The 15,368-nt window shown below is 66.1% G+C and carries 28 protein-coding genes; all 28 read left to right on the top strand.

Translation table 11 applies throughout. The annotated features are described in order from the left end of the window. Positions 1 to 374: 374 nt before the first annotated feature. Positions 375 to 683 carry a 30S ribosomal protein S10 gene (gene rpsJ, locus ABTX62_RS28080; RefSeq protein WP_003948644.1) on the top strand — a complete coding sequence of 103 codons (309 nt, stop codon included), beginning with the start codon at positions 375 to 377 and terminating at the stop codon, positions 681 to 683. A 17-nt stretch (positions 684 to 700) separates the two neighbouring features. After that, on the top strand, positions 701 to 1,345 hold the full coding sequence (rplC, locus tag ABTX62_RS28075) for a 50S ribosomal protein L3 (protein WP_352118809.1): 645 nt from the start codon (positions 701 to 703) through the stop codon (positions 1,343 to 1,345). Between the two features lie 4 nt (positions 1,346 to 1,349). Continuing rightward, a complete protein-coding gene (rplD, locus tag ABTX62_RS28070) occupies positions 1,350 to 2,006 on the top strand; it encodes a 50S ribosomal protein L4 (RefSeq protein WP_352118808.1) in 657 nt (218 codons plus the stop codon). Further along, positions 2,006 to 2,425 carry a 50S ribosomal protein L23 gene (rplW, locus tag ABTX62_RS28065; protein ID WP_283973837.1) on the top strand — a complete coding sequence of 140 codons (420 nt, stop codon included), beginning with the start codon at positions 2,006 to 2,008 and terminating at the stop codon, positions 2,423 to 2,425. Before rplD ends, rplW begins: the two co-directional genes overlap by 1 nt. 40 nt (positions 2,426 to 2,465) lie before the next feature. Next, positions 2,466 to 3,302, top strand: a complete 837-nt coding sequence (gene rplB, locus ABTX62_RS28060) for a 50S ribosomal protein L2 (protein WP_145867745.1) — start codon at positions 2,466 to 2,468, stop codon at positions 3,300 to 3,302. A 12-nt stretch (positions 3,303 to 3,314) separates the two neighbouring features. Then, on the top strand, positions 3,315 to 3,596 hold the full coding sequence (gene rpsS, locus ABTX62_RS28055; protein WP_003992359.1) for a 30S ribosomal protein S19: 282 nt from the start codon (positions 3,315 to 3,317) through the stop codon (positions 3,594 to 3,596). Between the two features lie 42 nt (positions 3,597 to 3,638). Next, entirely contained in the window at positions 3,639 to 3,986 is a 348-nt protein-coding gene (gene rplV, locus ABTX62_RS28050; protein WP_010036727.1) for a 50S ribosomal protein L22, read from the top strand. Beyond that, the gene (gene rpsC, locus ABTX62_RS28045) at positions 3,986 to 4,813 is read left to right on the top strand and encodes a 30S ribosomal protein S3 (protein WP_030860973.1); all 828 of its coding nucleotides are present in this window, start codon (positions 3,986 to 3,988) and stop codon (positions 4,811 to 4,813) included. The genes rplV and rpsC overlap by 1 nt, the downstream gene beginning before the upstream one ends. A gap of 5 nt (positions 4,814 to 4,818) precedes the next feature. Continuing rightward, positions 4,819 to 5,238, top strand: a complete 420-nt coding sequence (gene rplP / locus ABTX62_RS28040) for a 50S ribosomal protein L16 (protein ID WP_030839663.1) — start codon at positions 4,819 to 4,821, stop codon at positions 5,236 to 5,238. After that, a complete protein-coding gene (gene rpmC, locus ABTX62_RS28035; protein ID WP_003974259.1) occupies positions 5,238 to 5,462 on the top strand; it encodes a 50S ribosomal protein L29 in 225 nt (74 codons plus the stop codon). Before rplP ends, rpmC begins: the two co-directional genes overlap by 1 nt. Beyond that, positions 5,462 to 5,749, top strand: a complete 288-nt coding sequence (gene rpsQ, locus ABTX62_RS28030; RefSeq protein ID WP_030839660.1) for a 30S ribosomal protein S17 — start codon at positions 5,462 to 5,464, stop codon at positions 5,747 to 5,749. Before rpmC ends, rpsQ begins: the two co-directional genes overlap by 1 nt. Before the next feature lie 135 nt (positions 5,750 to 5,884). Continuing rightward, complete coding sequence (gene rplN / locus ABTX62_RS28025; RefSeq protein ID WP_003992364.1) at positions 5,885 to 6,253, top strand: 50S ribosomal protein L14; 369 nt, start codon at positions 5,885 to 5,887, stop codon at positions 6,251 to 6,253. A gap of 2 nt (positions 6,254 to 6,255) precedes the next feature. Continuing rightward, positions 6,256 to 6,579 carry a 50S ribosomal protein L24 gene (gene rplX, locus ABTX62_RS28020; RefSeq protein ID WP_003992365.1) on the top strand — a complete coding sequence of 108 codons (324 nt, stop codon included), beginning with the start codon at positions 6,256 to 6,258 and terminating at the stop codon, positions 6,577 to 6,579. Beyond that, on the top strand, positions 6,579 to 7,136 hold the full coding sequence (gene rplE, locus ABTX62_RS28015; protein WP_283973836.1) for a 50S ribosomal protein L5: 558 nt from the start codon (positions 6,579 to 6,581) through the stop codon (positions 7,134 to 7,136). The genes rplX and rplE overlap by 1 nt, the downstream gene beginning before the upstream one ends. Positions 7,137 to 7,141: 5 nt before the next feature. Further along, entirely contained in the window at positions 7,142 to 7,327 is a 186-nt protein-coding gene (locus ABTX62_RS28010) for a type Z 30S ribosomal protein S14 (RefSeq protein WP_003948630.1), read from the top strand. Positions 7,328 to 7,540: 213 nt separating this feature from the next. Beyond that, the gene (rpsH, locus tag ABTX62_RS28005) at positions 7,541 to 7,939 is read left to right on the top strand and encodes a 30S ribosomal protein S8 (protein ID WP_030839654.1); all 399 of its coding nucleotides are present in this window, start codon (positions 7,541 to 7,543) and stop codon (positions 7,937 to 7,939) included. A gap of 24 nt (positions 7,940 to 7,963) precedes the next feature. Beyond that, on the top strand, positions 7,964 to 8,503 hold the full coding sequence (rplF, locus tag ABTX62_RS28000) for a 50S ribosomal protein L6 (protein WP_003992368.1): 540 nt from the start codon (positions 7,964 to 7,966) through the stop codon (positions 8,501 to 8,503). A gap of 3 nt (positions 8,504 to 8,506) precedes the next feature. Beyond that, a complete protein-coding gene (gene rplR / locus ABTX62_RS27995) occupies positions 8,507 to 8,890 on the top strand; it encodes a 50S ribosomal protein L18 (RefSeq protein WP_007494754.1) in 384 nt (127 codons plus the stop codon). Positions 8,891 to 8,956: 66 nt separating this feature from the next. After that, positions 8,957 to 9,565, top strand: a complete 609-nt coding sequence (gene rpsE, locus ABTX62_RS27990) for a 30S ribosomal protein S5 (RefSeq protein WP_013001409.1) — start codon at positions 8,957 to 8,959, stop codon at positions 9,563 to 9,565. Continuing rightward, positions 9,565 to 9,747, top strand: coding sequence for a 50S ribosomal protein L30 (gene rpmD / locus ABTX62_RS27985; protein ID WP_005481207.1), 183 nt, complete (start codon positions 9,565 to 9,567; stop codon positions 9,745 to 9,747). Before rpsE ends, rpmD begins: the two co-directional genes overlap by 1 nt. A 2-nt stretch (positions 9,748 to 9,749) precedes the next feature. Beyond that, positions 9,750 to 10,205: a 50S ribosomal protein L15 gene (gene rplO / locus ABTX62_RS27980; RefSeq protein WP_031141307.1), complete on the top strand. Its 456-nt coding sequence runs from the start codon at positions 9,750 to 9,752 to the stop codon at positions 10,203 to 10,205. 235 nt (positions 10,206 to 10,440) lie between these two features. Further along, a complete protein-coding gene (secY, locus tag ABTX62_RS27975) occupies positions 10,441 to 11,754 on the top strand; it encodes a preprotein translocase subunit SecY (protein ID WP_352118807.1) in 1,314 nt (437 codons plus the stop codon). Further along, a complete protein-coding gene (locus tag ABTX62_RS27970; RefSeq protein WP_352118806.1) occupies positions 11,754 to 12,416 on the top strand; it encodes an adenylate kinase in 663 nt (220 codons plus the stop codon). Before secY ends, ABTX62_RS27970 begins: the two co-directional genes overlap by 1 nt. 131 nt (positions 12,417 to 12,547) lie before the next feature. Further along, positions 12,548 to 13,384: a type I methionyl aminopeptidase gene (gene map / locus ABTX62_RS27965; protein ID WP_352118805.1), complete on the top strand. Its 837-nt coding sequence runs from the start codon at positions 12,548 to 12,550 to the stop codon at positions 13,382 to 13,384. Positions 13,385 to 13,621: 237 nt separating this feature from the next. Continuing rightward, positions 13,622 to 13,843: a translation initiation factor IF-1 gene (infA, locus tag ABTX62_RS27960; RefSeq protein ID WP_003948620.1), complete on the top strand. Its 222-nt coding sequence runs from the start codon at positions 13,622 to 13,624 to the stop codon at positions 13,841 to 13,843. 64 nt (positions 13,844 to 13,907) lie between these two features. Then, positions 13,908 to 14,021, top strand: a complete 114-nt coding sequence (gene rpmJ, locus ABTX62_RS27955; RefSeq protein ID WP_003974245.1) for a 50S ribosomal protein L36 — start codon at positions 13,908 to 13,910, stop codon at positions 14,019 to 14,021. A gap of 194 nt (positions 14,022 to 14,215) precedes the next feature. Next, positions 14,216 to 14,596 (top strand): 30S ribosomal protein S13, encoded by a 381-nt coding sequence (gene rpsM / locus ABTX62_RS27950; RefSeq protein ID WP_004984507.1) that lies wholly within the window; start codon positions 14,216 to 14,218, stop codon positions 14,594 to 14,596. 64 nt (positions 14,597 to 14,660) lie between these two features. Beyond that, on the top strand, positions 14,661 to 15,065 hold the full coding sequence (rpsK, locus tag ABTX62_RS27945; protein WP_003956432.1) for a 30S ribosomal protein S11: 405 nt from the start codon (positions 14,661 to 14,663) through the stop codon (positions 15,063 to 15,065). The last annotated feature ends 303 nt before the right edge of the window (positions 15,066 to 15,368 follow it).

Raw genomic sequence — 15,368 nt, 5'->3', positions numbered from 1 at the left:
CGATTGGCGTCGGCCCTGCCCCATATGGCAGACTGTCCGAGTTGCTCGGTCGAGTGTTGATGCTGCGCGCCTCCCGCCGGGGGGACCGGAAGCGAGTCCCACAGTACTCGTCGCCCTAACTGCCACCACGGCAGCGCTGGGGCGGACGTACGGGAATCTTCCGGGAAGTGTCAGTGCGGCACCGACCAGGCACCCGGTGGCCTTCTAGGTCCCGGTCTGCGGTTCCGGAAGGGCCGTGCGCAATCCCTGGAGGGATGTTCGAACAAGGGACATCTGTGTCAGCGGAAGAGCGACACGCCCGACCGCGTGGGTCGGAGAGAACGAAGTGAACACCGGGTTCCAGAGCGTTACGAGAGACAGGACTACTAGTAGCCATGGCGGGACAGAAGATCCGCATCCGGCTCAAGGCCTACGACCACGAGGTCATCGACTCTTCGGCGAAGAAGATCGTCGAGACGGTGACTCGCACTGGTGCGTCGGTCGCGGGCCCGGTGCCGCTGCCCACTGAGAAGAACGTGTACTGCGTCATCAAGTCGCCGCACAAGTACAAGGACTCGCGCGAGCACTTCGAGATGCGCACGCACAAGCGCCTGATCGACATCCTCGACCCGACCCCCAAGACCGTTGACTCTCTGATGCGACTCGACCTCCCGGCCGGTGTCGACATCGAGATCAAGCTCTGAGGCCGGTGATCTGAACGATGGCTAAGCAGATCAAGGGCATCCTGGGCGAGAAGCTCGGCATGACGCAGGTGTGGGACGCGAACAACCGTGTCGTCCCGGTCACCGTCGTCAAGGCCGGCCCCAACGTCGTCACCCAGGTCCGCACGAACGACAGCGACGGCTACGAGTCCGTCCAGATCGCGTTCGGCGAGATCGACCCGCGCAAGGTGAACAAGCCCCTCAAGGGCCACTTCGCCAAGGCCGACGTCACTCCCCGCCGCCACCTCGTCGAGATCCGTACCGCTGACGCCAGCGAGTACACCCTCGGCCAGGAGATCACCGCTGAGGTGTTCGAGGCCGGCATCAAGGTCGACGTGACCGGCAAGAGCAAGGGCAAGGGCTTCGCCGGTGTCATGAAGCGTCACAACTTCAAGGGCCTCGGCGCCGGACACGGCACCCAGCGCAAGCACCGCTCCCCCGGTTCCATCGGTGGCTGCGCCACCCCGGGCCGTGTGTTCAAGGGGCTCCGCATGGCGGGTCGCATGGGCAACGAGCGGGTCACCACCCAGAACCTGACCGTCCACGCCGTTGACGCGGAGAAGGGTCTGCTGCTCATCAAGGGCGCGGTTCCCGGTCCGAACGGCGGCCTCGTCCTGGTCCGCACCGCGGCCAAGGGGGCCTGAGGTAATGAGCACTGTTGACATCCTTTCGCCGGCGGGCGACAAGGCCGGTTCCGTCGAGCTCCCCGCGGAGATCTTCGACGTCGAGAAGGTCAGCATCCCGCTGATCCACCAGGTCGTCGTCGCGCAGCTGGCCGCGGCCCGTCAGGGCACGCACAAGACCAAGACCCGTGGCGAGGTCCGCGGCGGTGGCAGGAAGCCGTACCGCCAGAAGGGCACCGGTCGCGCCCGTCAGGGTTCGACCCGCGCGCCGCAGTTCGCCGGTGGTGGCGTCGTGCACGGTCCCGTGCCGCGTGACTACTCGCAGCGGACGCCCAAGAAGATGAAGGCTGCCGCGCTGCGTCACGCCCTCACCGACCGGGCCCGCCACAACCGCATCCACGTCGTCTCCGGCGTCGTCGAGGGTGAGAACCCGTCGACGAAGGCCGCTCGGACGCTGTTCGGCAAGATCTCGGAGCGCAAGAACCTGCTCCTGGTCATCGACCGCGCCGACGAGGCCGCGTGGCTGTCCGCCCGCAACCTGCCCCAGGTCCACATCCTGGAGCCGGGCCAGCTGAACACGTACGACGTTCTCGTCTCGGACGACGTGGTCTTCACCAAGGCCGCCTTCGAGTCCTTCGTGTCCGGCCCGAAGGCCAATGACACCGAAGGGAGCGAGGTCTGATGGCTATCCGTCACCCCGCTATCGCCTCCAAGGCGGCGAAGAAGGCCAAGGCCGCGCGCGTCGCCAAGGCGCGCCGCCACGCCGCCGAGGGCAAGAACACCGTCGAGACCCCGCTGAGCAAGTCCTTCACGGACCCCCGTGACGTGCTGCTCAAGCCGGTCGTCTCAGAGAAGAGCTACGCGCTCCTCGACGAGGGCAAGTACACGTTCATCGTCGCCCCGAACGCCAACAAGACCCAGATCAAGCAGGCCGTGCAGTCGGTCTTCTCGGTCAAGGTCACCGGGGTCAACACGATCAACCGCCAGGGCAAGCGCAAGCGGACCCGCACGGGCTTCGGCCAGCGCGCGTCCACCAAGCGCGCGATCGTGACCCTCGCAGAGGGCGACCGTATCGACATCTTCGGCGGTCCGACCGCCTGAGGGCGGTCCGGATCGTCCGATATCGGACGAGGACTGAGAAATGGGAATCCGCAAGTACAAGCCGACTACGCCGGGCCGTCGTGGCTCGAGCGTCGCCGACTTCGTCGAGGTCACGCGGTCCACGCCGGAGAAGTCGTTGGTCCGCCCCCTGCACAGCAAGGGTGGCCGTAACAACTCCGGTCGTGTGACCGTCCGCCACCAGGGTGGTGGCCACAAGCGCGCCTACCGCGTGATCGACTTCCGTCGTCACGACAAGGACGGCGTGCCGGCGAAGGTCGCGCACATCGAGTACGACCCCAACCGCACCGCGCGCATCGCGCTGCTGCACTACGCCGACGGCGAGAAGCGCTACATCCTCGCCCCGCGCAACCTGCAGCAGGGTGACCGTGTCGAGAACGGTCCCGGGGCCGACATCAAGCCGGGCAACAACCTTGCCCTGCGCAACATCCCGGTCGGTACCACGCTGCACGCCATCGAGCTGCGTCCGGGCGGCGGCGCGAAGTTCGCCCGCTCCGCCGGCGCCTCCGTGCAGCTGCTCGCGAAGGAGGGCTCCATGGCCCACCTGCGCATGCCGTCCGGTGAGATCCGCCTGGTCGACGTGCGCTGCCGCGCCACCGTCGGTGAGGTGGGCAACGCCGAACAGAGCAACATCAACTGGGGTAAGGCGGGCCGTAAGCGTTGGCTGGGCGTTCGCCCGACCGTGCGTGGTGTGGTCATGAACCCGGTGGACCACCCGCACGGTGGTGGCGAGGGCCGTACCTCGGGTGGTCGTCACCCGGTGTCCCCCTGGGGCAAGAAGGAAGGCCGTACTCGTTCGCCCAAGAAGGCGTCGAACAAGTACATCGTCCGCCGCCGCAAGACGAACAAGAAGCGCTAAGGACGGGTTGAGATGCCTCGTAGCTTGAAGAAGGGGCCCTTCGTCGACGACCACCTGATCAAGAAGGTGGACGCCCAGAACGAAGCCGGCACCAAGAACGTCATCAAGACCTGGTCCCGTCGCTCGATGATCGTGCCGGCCATGCTCGGCCACACGCTCGCGGTGCACAACGGCAAGACCCACATTCCGGTGTTCGTCACCGAGTCGATGGTCGGCCACAAGCTCGGCGAGTTCTCGCCGACCCGCACCTTCCGGGGTCACGTCAAGGACGACCGGAAGTCGAAGCGCCGCTAAGCGCGGGGTGGAATGACCATGACAGACACTGGAAGGACAACCATGGAAGCCAGGGCCCAGGCGCGGTACATCCGCGTCACGCCCATGAAGGCCCGCCGTGTGGTGGACCTCATCCGTGGCCTCAACGCCACGGAGGCTCAGGCGGTCCTGCGTTTCGCCCCGCAGGCCGCGAGCGTGCCGGTCGGCAAGGTGCTGGACAGCGCCATCGCCAACGCCGCGCACAACTACGACCACACCGATGTCGACAGCCTCTACATCTCCGAGGCGTACGTCGACGAGGGCCCGACCCTGAAGCGGTTCCGTCCGCGCGCCCAGGGCCGTGCCTACCGGATCCGCAAGCGGACCAGCCACATCACCGTGGTCGTCAGCAGCAAGGAAGGAACCCGGTAATGGGCCAGAAGGTAAACCCGCACGGGTTCCGGCTCGGTGTCACGACCGACTTCAAGTCGCGTTGGTACGCCGACAAGCTGTACAAGGACTACGTCAAGGAAGACGTCGCCATCCGCCGGATGATGACGTCCGGCATGGAGCGCGCCGGCATCTCCAAGGTCGAGATCGAGCGCACCCGTGACCGCGTGCGGGTGGACATCCACACCGCGCGTCCGGGCATCGTCATCGGCCGCCGCGGCGCCGAGGCCGACCGCATCCGCGGTGACCTCGAGAAGCTCACGGGCAAGCAGGTCCAGCTGAACATCCTCGAGGTCAAGAGCCCCGAGACCGACGCTCAGCTGGTTGCCCAGGCCGTCGCCGAGCAGCTCTCCTCCCGCGTCTCCTTCCGTCGCGCCATGCGTAAGAGCATGCAGGGCACGATGAAGGCCGGCGCCAAGGGCATCAAGATCCAGTGCGGTGGCCGCCTCGGTGGCGCCGAGATGTCCCGCTCGGAGTTCTACCGCGAGGGCCGTGTGCCCCTGCACACGCTCCGCGCGAACGTGGACTACGGCTTCTTCGAGGCCAAGACGACCTTCGGCCGCATCGGTGTGAAGGTCTGGATCTACAAGGGCGACGTCAAGAACATCGCCGAGGTCCGCGCCGAGAACGCCGCCGCCCGTGCGGGTAACCGCCCGGCCCGTGGTGGCGCTGACCGCCCGGCCCGTGGTGGCCGTGGTGGCGAGCGTGGCGGGCGCGGTCGTAAGCCGCAGCAGGCTCCGGCTGCCGAGGCCCCCAAGGCCGACGCTCCCGCTGCCGCTCCGGCTGAGAGCACCGGAACGGAGGCCTGACCGACATGCTGATCCCCCGTAGGGTCAAGCACCGCAAGCAGCACCACCCCAAGCGCAGTGGTATGGCCAAGGGTGGTACTGAGGTCGCGTTCGGCGAGTACGGCATCCAGGCGCTGACCCCGGCGTATGTGACGAACCGTCAGATCGAGGCCGCTCGTATCGCCATGACCCGCCACATCAAGCGTGGCGGCAAGGTCTGGATCAATATCTATCCGGACCGCCCCCTCACCAAGAAGCCCGCCGAGACCCGCATGGGTTCCGGTAAGGGTTCTCCTGAGTGGTGGATCGCCAACGTCAAGCCCGGACGCGTGATGTTCGAGCTGTCGTACCCCAACGAGAAGATCGCGCGCGAGGCCCTGACCCGTGCGGCTCACAAGCTGCCGATGAAGTGCAAGATCGTCAAGCGCGAGGCAGGTGAAGCGTGATGTCGGCCGGTACCAAGGCGTCCGAGCTGCGCGAGCTGGGCAACGAGGAGCTCCTTGCCAAGCTCCGCGAGGCCAAGGAAGAGCTGTTCAACCTCCGCTTCCAGGCGGCGACGGGTCAGCTCGAGAACCACGGTCGGCTCAAGGCCGTCCGCAAGGACATCGCGCGGATCTACACCCTGATGCGTGAGCGCGAGCTGGGCATCGAGACGGTGGAGAGCGCCTGATGAGCGAGAGCAACGTGACTGAAGAGACCAAGACGGACCGCGGTTTCCGCAAGACCCGCGAGGGTCTGGTCGTCAGCGACAAGATGGACAAGACCGTCGTCGTCGCCGTCGAGGACCGCGTCAAGCACGCGCTGTACGGCAAGGTCATCCGCCGTACGAGCAAGCTCAAGGCCCACGACGAGCAGAACGCCGCGGGTGTCGGCGACCGTGTCCTCCTCATGGAGACCCGGCCGCTGTCCGCGACCAAGCGCTGGCGCGTCGTCGAGATCCTCGAGAAGGCCAAGTAATTCCCGCCAGGGAATTCCAACGGCAAGCACATCCCTCCTAGGGGGACCCCCTAGGCATCGTTCCGCCAGGCTCGGGGCGAAGCGTGAGTCCTTCGCGCTCCGCCCCGGGAACCGGCAGACAATCAGGAGATAGACGTGATCCAGCAGGAGTCGCGACTGCGTGTCGCCGACAACACTGGTGCGAAGGAGATCCTTTGCATCCGTGTGCTCGGTGGCTCCGGTCGCCGCTACGCGGGTATCGGTGACGTCATCGTCGCCACCGTCAAGGACGCGATCCCCGGTGGCAACGTGAAGAAGGGTGACGTCATCAAGGCGGTCATCGTTCGCACCGTCAAGGAGCGCCGCCGTCCGGACGGCTCGTACATCCGCTTCGACGAGAACGCCGCCGTCATCCTCAAGAACGACGGCGACCCTCGTGGCACCCGTATCTTCGGCCCGGTCGGCCGGGAGCTGCGCGAGAAGAAGTTCATGAAGATCATCTCGCTCGCGCCGGAGGTGCTGTAAGCATGAAGATCAAGAAGGGCGACCTGGTCCAGGTCATCACCGGTAAGGACAAGGGCAAGCAGGGCAAGGTCATCGCGGCCTTCCCCCGTGAGGACCGCGTCCTGGTCGAGGGTGTCAACCGGGTCAAGAAGCACACCAAGGCCGGTCCGACGGCTCGCGGTTCGCAGGCCGGCGGCATCGTCACCACCGAGGCGCCGATCCACGTCTCCAACGTCCAGCTGGTCGTGGAGAAGGACGGCAACAAGGTCGTGACCCGCGTCGGTTACCGCTTCGACGACGAAGGCAACAAGATCCGCGTTGCCAAGCGGACGGGTGAGGACATCTGATGGCTACCACCACCACTCCGCGTCTGAAGCAGAAGTACCGCGACGAGATCACGGGCAAGCTGCGCGACGAGTTCAAGTACGAGAACGTCATGCAGATCCCCGGTCTCGTCAAGATCGTGGTCAACATGGGTGTGGGCGACGCCGCCCGCGACTCCAAGCTGATCGAGGGCGCCATCCGCGACCTCACCACGATCACCGGTCAGAAGCCGGCCGTCACCAAGGCTCGCAAGTCCATCGCGCAGTTCAAGCTGCGTGAGGGCCAGCCGATCGGTGCCCACGTCACGCTCCGTGGCGACCGCATGTGGGAGTTCCTGGACCGCACCCTGTCGCTCGCGCTGCCGCGCATCCGCGACTTCCGCGGCCTGTCCCCCAAGCAGTTCGACGGCCGTGGCAACTACACCTTCGGTCTCACGGAGCAGGTCATGTTCCACGAGATCGACCAGGACAAGATCGACCGCACCCGGGGTATGGACATCACCGTGGTGACCACGGCGACCAACGACGCTGAGGGCCGCGCGCTCCTTCGTCACCTCGGCTTCCCCTTCAAGGAGGCGTGAGCGAGATGGCGAAGAAGGCTCTGATCGCTAAGGCTGCTCGCAAGCCCAAGTTCGGTGTGCGTGGCTACACCCGCTGCCAGCGCTGCGGCCGCCCGCACTCCGTGTACCGCAAGTTCGGCCTGTGCCGTGTGTGCCTTCGTGAGATGGCTCACCGCGGCGAGCTGCCGGGCGTGACCAAGAGCTCCTGGTAATCCCCCTTTTAAGGGATTTGCAGGACTCTCGGTAAGCATCCGGGGCGGCAGGACGTCCAGCCCACATGCCTTAGGCTTGTGGGGTTGGGCGTCTGCCGCCGCCCTTACGACTTACTACGCCGTAGGTCCACCGCGCCGCACCCGTCCCGTCTCGGATCGGGGAGAGGGATGGCGCACCAGGAAACCCCGGCGAGAGAGGCCACAGGCCAATTCATGACCATGACTGATCCGATCGCAGACATGCTGACGCGTCTGCGGAACGCGAACTCGGCGTACCACGACTCCGTGACGATGCCGGCGTCCAAGATCAAGTCGCACATCGCGGAGATCCTCCAGCAGGAGGGCTTCATCACGGGCTGGAAGGTCGAGGACGCCGAGGTCGGCAAGAACCTCGTCCTGGAGCTGAAGTTCGGCCCCAACCGTGAGCGCTCCATCGCGGGCATCAAGCGGATCTCGAAGCCCGGTCTCCGGGTGTACGCGAAGTCCACCAATCTGCCGAAGGTTCTGGGCGGCCTGGGCGTGGCGATCATCTCCACGTCCCACGGGCTCCTGACCGACAAGCAGGCGCAGAAGAAGGGCGTGGGTGGGGAAGTCCTCGCCTACGTCTGGTAATTCGGGAACGGAGGAGAGACAGCAATGTCGCGTATCGGCAAGCTCCCCATCCCGGTTCCCGCCGGCGTGGACGTCACCATCGACGGCCGTACGGTCGCGGTCAAGGGCCCCAAGGGCGAACTGACCCACACCGTCATCGCGCCGATCGACATCGCGAAGGCCGAGGACGGCACCCTTCAGGTGCTGCGGCCCAACGACGAGCGGCAGAGCAAGGCCCTGCACGGCCTGTCCCGCACGCTGGTGGCGAACATGATCACCGGTGTGACCCAGGGATACGTCAAGAAGCTCGAAATCAGCGGTGTCGGTTACCGTGTCGTGGCCAAGGGCTCCAACCTGGAGTTCTCCCTCGGCTACAGCCACCCGATCCTGGTCGAGGCCCCCGAGGGCATCACCTTCAAGGTGGAGTCCCCGACCCGTTTCTCGGTCGAGGGCATCGACAAGCAGAAGGTCGGTGAGGTCGCGGCCAACATCCGCAAGCTGCGCAAGCCCGACCCGTACAAGGCCAAGGGCGTCAAGTACGAGGGCGAAGTCATCCGCCGCAAGGTCGGAAAGGCGGGTAAGTAAGCCATGGCATACGGACAGAAGATCCTCAAGGGCGACGCCTACAAGCGCGCCGCGATCAAGCGCCGCCACATCCGGATCCGTAAGCACATCAACGGTACGGCGGAGCGTCCGCGTCTGGTCGTTACCCGCTCGAACCGCCACATCGTGGCCCAGGTGATCGACGACATCAAGGGTCACACCCTGGCGTCGGCGTCCACCCTGGACACCTCGATCCGCGGTGGCGAGGGCGACAAGTCCGCGCAGGCCAAGCAGGTCGGCGCCCTGGTCGCCGAGCGCGCCAAGGCCGCCGGTGTCGAGGCCGTCGTGTTCGACCGTGGTGGTAACCAGTACGCGGGGCGCATCGCCGCCCTGGCGGACGCCGCCCGCGAGGCCGGACTCAAGTTCTGAGTCGCCCGTCGCGTCAGCGACAAAACGTTGGCGCGTAGCTAGCGGAAACAGAGAGAGGTAATTCCAATGGCTGGACCCCAGCGCCGCGGTGGCGGTGCCGGTGGCGGCGAGCGGCGGGACCGGAAGGGCCGTGACGGCGGCGCAGCTGCCGCCGAGAAGACCGCTTACGTTGAGCGCGTCGTCGCGATCAACCGCGTCGCCAAGGTTGTGAAGGGTGGTCGTCGCTTCAGCTTCACCGCGCTGGTCGTGGTGGGCGACGGTGACGGCACCGTGGGTGTCGGATACGGCAAGGCCAAGGAGGTGCCGGCCGCCATCGCCAAGGGTGTTGAGGAGGCCAAGAAGCACTTCTTCAAGGTCCCCCGCATCCAGGGCACCATCCCGCACCCGATCACGGGCGAGAAGGCCGCGGGCGTCGTCCTGCTCAAGCCTGCTTCCCCCGGTACCGGCGTTATCGCCGGTGGTCCGGTGCGTGCCGTGCTCGAGTGCGCCGGTGTGCACGACATCCTGTCGAAGTCGCTCGGCTCGTCGAACGCGATCAACATCGTGCACGCGACCGTGGAGGCCCTGAAGGGTCTGCAGCGTCCCGAGGAGATCGCGGCCCGCCGTGGTCTGCCGCTCGAGGACGTCGCTCCCGCGGCTCTGCTGCGTGCGCGTGCCGGGGCTGGTGCTGCGTAATGGCTCAGCTCAAGATCACGCAGACGAAGTCGTACATCGGCAGCAAGCAGAACCACCGTGACACCCTGCGTTCCCTTGGTCTCAAGGGCATCAACACGCAGGTCGTCAAGGAGGACCGCCCCGAGTTCCGCGGCATGGTGCACACCGTCCGCCACCTCGTGACGGTCGAGGAGGTCGACTGATCATGGCGGAGAACAACCCGCTCAAGATCCACAACCTCCGTCCCGCCCCGGGCGCCAAGACCGCCAAGACCCGTGTGGGTCGTGGTGAGGCGTCGAAGGGTAAGACGGCCGGTCGTGGTACCAAGGGCACGAAGGCCCGTTACCAGGTTCCGGAGCGCTTCGAGGGTGGCCAGATGCCCCTCCACATGCGTCTCCCGAAGCTGAAGGGCTTCAAGAACCCGTTCAAGACCGAGTTCCAGGTCGTGAACCTCGACAAGCTGGCCGCGCTCTACCCCGAGGGTGGCGAGGTCACCGTCGAGGGTCTGGTGGCCAAGGGTGCCGTTCGCAAGAACAGCCTCGTCAAGGTCCTCGGCCAGGGCGAGATCTCCGTGGCGCTGCAGGTGACGGTCGACGCCGTCTCCGGCTCCGCCAAGGAGAAGATCACCGCCGCCGGCGGTTCCGTCACCGAGCTCGTCTGAACACCACAGGCATCTCGATGACCTGAGCGATCCCGGCCGGGGATACTCCACATATGGGGTATCCCCGGTTGGTCGTTCCTAGGGCGGCAGTCTCGCCGGTAAGGTGGCCTGCACTGCCCTCTTTTCACAGGGTGCTTCACTTCGGGCACTCTGAGCGGCAGTTGACCGTTACCTATTCGTCGAACCTCAAGACCGTCACCCTTGACGCAGTTGCGCGGGGGTCGCAGGAGGCACCGTGCTCACCGCGTTCGCCCGGGCGTTCAAGACGCCCGACCTGCGCAAGAAGCTGCTCTTCACGCTCGGCATCATCGTGGTCTACCGGGTCGGTACACACGTCCCGATCCCAGGCGTCGACTACCGGAACGTCCAGACCTGTATCGACCAGGCCGAGGCCAACCAGGGTCTCTTCGGCCTGGTCAACATGTTCAGCGGCGGCGCGCTGCTGCAGATCACGATCTTCGCCCTGGGCATCATGCCGTACATCACGGCGAGCATCATCCTGCAGTTGCTGACCGTGGTGATCCCGCGTCTGGAAGCCCTCAAGAAAGAGGGCCAGGCCGGTACGGCGAAGATCACGCAGTACACGCGTTACCTGACGATCGCCCTCGCCATCCTCCAGGGCACCGGCCTCGTCGCCACCGCCCGCAGCGGCGCCCTGTTTCAGAACTGCTCGGTTGCCAGCCAGGTCGTCCCCGACCAGTCGGTCTTCGTCACCATCACCATGGTCATCACGATGACCGCGGGCACGGCGACGGTGATGTGGCTCGGTGAGCTCATCACCGACCGCGGCATCGGCAACGGCATGTCGATCCTGATGTTCATCTCGATCGCCGCCACCTTCCCGTCCGCCCTGTGGGCGATCAAGGAGCAGGGCTCGCTGGCCGGCGGCTGGATCGAGTTCGGCACGGTGGTCCTGGTCGGCCTCGTCGTGATCGGCCTGGTGGTCTTCGTCGAGCAGGCTCAGCGCCGGATTCCCGTCCAGTACGCGAAGCGCATGATCGGCCGTCGGTCCTACGGGGGTACCTCGACGTACATCCCGCTCAAGGTCAACCAGGCCGGCATCATCCCGGTGATCTTCGCGTCGTCGCTGCTCTACATCCCGGCGCTGATCGCACAGTTCGCCGGAGGCAACTCCGGCTGGAAGATCTGGATCGAGAAGAACCTCGCGCTGCCGGACGCCCCGCTGCACATGGTCCTCTACTTCCTCCTGATCATCTTCTTCGCCTTCTTCTACGTGGCCATCTCGTTCAACCCCGAGGAAGTCGCGGACAACATGAAGAAGTATGGTGGCTTCATCCCGGGCATCCGGGCTGGCCGACCGACCGCTGAGTACCTGTCGTACGTGCTCAACCGGATCACCTGGCCGGGTTCGCTGTACTTGGGGCTGATCGCTCTTGTGCCAACGATGGCGTTGGCCGGTTTCGGGGCAAACCAGAACTTCCCCTTCGGCGGGACGAGCATCCTGATCATCGTGGGTGTCGGTCTCGAGACGGTGAAGCAGATCGAGAGCCAGCTCCAGCAGCGCAATTACGAAGGGTTCCTCCGCTGATGCGTATCGTCCTCGTCGGGCCGCCGGGCGCCGGTAAGGGAACGCAGGCCGCGTTCCTGGCTCAGAACCTGTCGATCCCGCACATCTCCACGGGCGACCTGTTCCGGGCCAACATCAGTCGGCAGACGGAACTCGGCAAACTGGCGAAGTCCTACATGGACGCGGGCAACCTGGTGCCCGACGAGGTCACCATCGCCATGGCGAAGGACCGCATGGAGCAGCCGGACGCCGAGAACGGTTTCCTGCTGGACGGCTTCCCCCGCAACGTGTCGCAGGCCGAGGCGCTCGACGAGCTGCTCGAGACCGAGAGCATGCAGCTCGACGCGGTGCTGGACCTGGAGGTCCCCGAGGACGAGGTCGTCAAGCGGATCGCCGGCCGCCGCATCTGCCGCAACGACTCCTCGCACGTCTTCCACGTGACGTACAAGCAGCCGGCCAAGGACGGCGTCTGCGACGTCTGCGGCGGCGAGCTGTACCAGCGGGACGACGACTCCGAGGAGACCGTGCGGACGCGGCTGGAGGTCTACCACACCCAGACCGAGCCGATCATCGACTACTACAAGGCCCAGGGCCTGGTGGTCACGATCTCGGCGCTCGGCAAGGTGGAGGACGTCACGACGCGTGCCATGGAGGCGCTCAAGCGTGGCGAGGGCGACAAGTAGTCGTCCGTACGCAGCTACGGCCGCGGTTCCCCTCGGGGGCCGCGGCTGCTGTGTGGGCGGGGTCGGGTGCACGGCCCCGTATCGTTGAAGGCGTCCGCAGTCGCCGAAGGTCCAGAAAGGCCGTAGCTCCCATGGTGCAGATCAAGACCCCCGAGCAGATCGCCAGGATGCGTGAGGCGGGGCTGGTGGTCGCAGCCATTCACGCGGCGACCCGTGAGGCCGCCGTGCCCGGGGCCACGACGAAGGATCTGGACCAGGTCGCGCGCAAGGTGCTCGCCGAGCACAACGCCAAGCCGAACTTCCTCGGCTACGGCGGGTTCCCCGCGACCATCTGCACCTCGGTCAACGAGGTCGTCGTCCACGGCATCCCCTCCGACGACGTCGTCCTCAAGGACGGGGACGTCATCTCCATCGACTGCGGCGCGATCATCGACGGCTGGCACGGCGACGCGGCCTACACGGCCTTCGTGGGCTCCGGTCACGCTCCGGAGCTCGTCGAGCTCTCCCGGGTGACCGAGGAGTCGATGTGGGCCGGCATCGCCGCCATGAAGCAGGGCAACCGCCTGGTCGACGTCTCCCGGGCCATCGAGACCTACATCCGCCGCCAGCCCAAGCCCGGCGGCGGCAAGTACGGGATCATCGAGGACTACGGCGGCCACGGCATCGGCACCGAGATGCACATGGACCCGCACCTGCTGAACTACGTCGACCGGCGGCGCGGCAAGGGCCCGAAGCTGGTGCCCGGCTTCTGCCTCGCGATCGAGCCGATGGTGTCCCTGGGGACGCCGAAGACGGAGGTCCTCCAGGACGACTGGACCGTCGTCACGACGGACGGCACCTGGTCCTCCCACTGGGAGCACTCCGTCGCGCTGACGGAGGAGGGCCCGCTGGTGCTGACGTGTCCCGACGGGGGCAAGGCGAAGCTCGCCGAGCTGGGAATCGTGGCCGCGCCCGATCCGCTGGGCTGAGCGCCGTCTGCTGCTGCGGGCGCGTAGGGGGTTGTCCGCGCCCACGCGGCGGAGCCGCGTGTCGAACAGCCTCGCGCCCCTTCGGGGTGCGCTTAAGGATCTGTCCCGCGGGGCAGGATCTCTCGATTCGTGTTTCCGAGGGCCCTGTCGTAGACTGACTCGTCGGCTCTTGTGTACCCGCATGCCTGCATGCGCCAGCACAGAGTCGATCAAGGTAGTCGATTCGAAGGGCGAAGCGTGGCCAAGAAGCAAGGTGCCATCGAGATCGAGGGCACTGTCGTCGAGTCTCTTCCGAACGCCATGTTCAAGGTCGAGCTCCAGAACGGCCACCAGGTCCTGGCACACATCAGCGGCAAGATGCGCATGCACTACATCCGCATCCTCCCTGACGACCGGGTCGTGGTGGAGCTGTCTCCGTACGACCTGACGCGTGGCCGGATCGTCTACCGCTACAAGTAGATCTTGCCTGTGCCCCACCGCCGCGTGCGGTGGGACCGCCGGCACTGACCCGGAGAACCTCACCATGAAGGTCAAGCCGAGCGTCAAGAAGATCTGCGACAAGTGCAGGGTGATCCGCCGTCACGGCCGGGTCATGGTCATCTGCGACAACCCGCGCCACAAGCAGCGCCAGGGCTGACGCACGACCGATCCCTCTGCATTCATCGCAGGGTTTCGCGCGACGCAAGCTGAATTTGTTCATACGCAGGACCCAGGGGAACGAGCGTTCGCCTGACACCCCCGGTTCGGAGGCTGGGGACCCAGTTCGTACCTGGTACGGCGGCTGGGAGTCGGTTCTGCGGAAGACCTCCGACAAGTAACTGGAGCCATTGAATGGCACGCGTTTCCGGTGTTGACATCCCGCGCGAAAAGCGCGTGGAGATCGCCCTCACCTACGTGTTCGGCATCGGCCGGACCCTCTCCCAGCAGACGCTGGCCGCCACCGGCGTGGACCCGAACACCCGTGTTCGTGACCTCTCCGAGGAGCAGCTGGTCGCGATCCGCGAGTACGTCGACAACAACATCAAGACCGAGGGTGACCTCCGTCGCGAGATCCAGGCCGACATCCGCCGCAAGGTCGAGATCGGCACCTACCAGGGTCTGCGTCACCGTCGTGGCCTGCCCGTCCGCGGTCAGCGCACCAGCACCAACGCTCGTACCCGCAAGGGACCGCGTCGCGCCATCGCCGGCAAGAAGAAGCCGGGCAAGAAGTAGTCCACAGCGGACGCCTGTCCACGGTCTTCGCTGTAGGACCGACCACCTCCCGTAGGAGTTATAGATGCCCCCCAAGGGTCGTCAGGGCGCTGCCAAGAAGGTGCGCCGCAAGGAAAAGAAGAACGTCGCTCACGGCCACGCGCACATCAAGAGCACGTTCAACAACACGATCGTCTCGATCACGGACCCGTCCGGCAACGTGATCTCCTGGGCCTCCGCCGGCCACGTCGGCTTCAAGGGCTCCCGGAAGTCCACGCCGTTCGCCGCGCAGATGGCCGCCGAGTCGGCTGCCCGCCGCGCCCAGGAGCACGGCATGCGCAAGGTCGACGTGTTCGTGAAGGGCCCGGGTTCCGGTCGTGAGACCGCGATCCGCTCCCTGCAGGCCACGGGCCTCGAGGTCGGTTCCATCCAGGACGTCACGCCGACCCCGCACAACGGCTGCCGTCCGCCGAAGCGCCGCCGCGTCTGACGCCGGCGCTTCCAGGGCTTGCTGTGCCTCCGGTCTTTCCGGCCGGGGGTGTGGGGGTTGTCCCCCACATGTAACAGCCGGGCGGTACGGCTCCGTAAAGGGGCCGTATCGCCCGTACCCTTGCAGTACCCGTCCCTTTTGTGCCGGGGACGGCTCACGTCGGGTGTCAAATAGCGGGCGCCCACGACTGAAGGATCTGATCCACACATGCTGATTGCTCAGCGTCCCTCGTTGACCGAAGAGGTCGTCGACGAGTTCCGCTCCCGGTTCGTGATCGAGCCGCTGGAGCCGGGCTTCGGTTAC

The sequence above is a fragment of the Streptomyces sp. NPDC096046 genome (assembly GCF_040303285.1).
Lineage (GTDB): Bacteria > Actinomycetota > Actinomycetes > Streptomycetales > Streptomycetaceae > Streptomyces.
The sequence above is the reverse complement of the archived record's forward strand: the minus strand, read 5'-3'. Positions and strand labels throughout refer to the sequence as shown.

What these genes read in the sequence shown, in the direction of transcription:
- rpsJ (WP_003948644.1), top strand. Translation starts at nt 375, where the DNA reads ATGGCGGGACAGAAGATCCGCATCCGGCTCAAGGCCTACGACCACGAG.
- rplC (WP_352118809.1), top strand. Translation starts at nt 701, where the DNA reads ATGGCTAAGCAGATCAAGGGCATCCTGGGCGAGAAGCTCGGCATGACG.
- rplD (WP_352118808.1), top strand. Translation starts at nt 1,350, where the DNA reads ATGAGCACTGTTGACATCCTTTCGCCGGCGGGCGACAAGGCCGGTTCC.
- rplW (WP_283973837.1), top strand. Translation starts at nt 2,006, where the DNA reads ATGGCTATCCGTCACCCCGCTATCGCCTCCAAGGCGGCGAAGAAGGCC.
- rplB (WP_145867745.1), top strand. Translation starts at nt 2,466, where the DNA reads ATGGGAATCCGCAAGTACAAGCCGACTACGCCGGGCCGTCGTGGCTCG.
- rpsS (WP_003992359.1), top strand. Translation starts at nt 3,315, where the DNA reads ATGCCTCGTAGCTTGAAGAAGGGGCCCTTCGTCGACGACCACCTGATC.
- rplV (WP_010036727.1), top strand. Translation starts at nt 3,639, where the DNA reads ATGGAAGCCAGGGCCCAGGCGCGGTACATCCGCGTCACGCCCATGAAG.
- rpsC (WP_030860973.1), top strand. Translation starts at nt 3,986, where the DNA reads ATGGGCCAGAAGGTAAACCCGCACGGGTTCCGGCTCGGTGTCACGACC.
- rplP (WP_030839663.1), top strand. Translation starts at nt 4,819, where the DNA reads ATGCTGATCCCCCGTAGGGTCAAGCACCGCAAGCAGCACCACCCCAAG.
- rpmC (WP_003974259.1), top strand. Translation starts at nt 5,238, where the DNA reads ATGTCGGCCGGTACCAAGGCGTCCGAGCTGCGCGAGCTGGGCAACGAG.
- rpsQ (WP_030839660.1), top strand. Translation starts at nt 5,462, where the DNA reads ATGAGCGAGAGCAACGTGACTGAAGAGACCAAGACGGACCGCGGTTTC.
- rplX (WP_003992365.1), top strand. Translation starts at nt 6,256, where the DNA reads ATGAAGATCAAGAAGGGCGACCTGGTCCAGGTCATCACCGGTAAGGAC.
- rplE (WP_283973836.1), top strand. Translation starts at nt 6,579, where the DNA reads ATGGCTACCACCACCACTCCGCGTCTGAAGCAGAAGTACCGCGACGAG.
- ABTX62_RS28010 (WP_003948630.1), top strand. Translation starts at nt 7,142, where the DNA reads ATGGCGAAGAAGGCTCTGATCGCTAAGGCTGCTCGCAAGCCCAAGTTC.
- rpsH (WP_030839654.1), top strand. Translation starts at nt 7,541, where the DNA reads ATGACCATGACTGATCCGATCGCAGACATGCTGACGCGTCTGCGGAAC.
- rplF (WP_003992368.1), top strand. Translation starts at nt 7,964, where the DNA reads ATGTCGCGTATCGGCAAGCTCCCCATCCCGGTTCCCGCCGGCGTGGAC.
- rplR (WP_007494754.1), top strand. Translation starts at nt 8,507, where the DNA reads ATGGCATACGGACAGAAGATCCTCAAGGGCGACGCCTACAAGCGCGCC.
- rpsE (WP_013001409.1), top strand. Translation starts at nt 8,957, where the DNA reads ATGGCTGGACCCCAGCGCCGCGGTGGCGGTGCCGGTGGCGGCGAGCGG.
- rpmD (WP_005481207.1), top strand. Translation starts at nt 9,565, where the DNA reads ATGGCTCAGCTCAAGATCACGCAGACGAAGTCGTACATCGGCAGCAAG.
- rplO (WP_031141307.1), top strand. Translation starts at nt 9,750, where the DNA reads ATGGCGGAGAACAACCCGCTCAAGATCCACAACCTCCGTCCCGCCCCG.
- ABTX62_RS27970 (WP_352118806.1), top strand. Translation starts at nt 11,754, where the DNA reads ATGCGTATCGTCCTCGTCGGGCCGCCGGGCGCCGGTAAGGGAACGCAG.
- map (WP_352118805.1), top strand. Translation starts at nt 12,548, where the DNA reads ATGGTGCAGATCAAGACCCCCGAGCAGATCGCCAGGATGCGTGAGGCG.
- rpmJ (WP_003974245.1), top strand. Translation starts at nt 13,908, where the DNA reads ATGAAGGTCAAGCCGAGCGTCAAGAAGATCTGCGACAAGTGCAGGGTG.
- rpsM (WP_004984507.1), top strand. Translation starts at nt 14,216, where the DNA reads ATGGCACGCGTTTCCGGTGTTGACATCCCGCGCGAAAAGCGCGTGGAG.
- rpsK (WP_003956432.1), top strand. Translation starts at nt 14,661, where the DNA reads ATGCCCCCCAAGGGTCGTCAGGGCGCTGCCAAGAAGGTGCGCCGCAAG.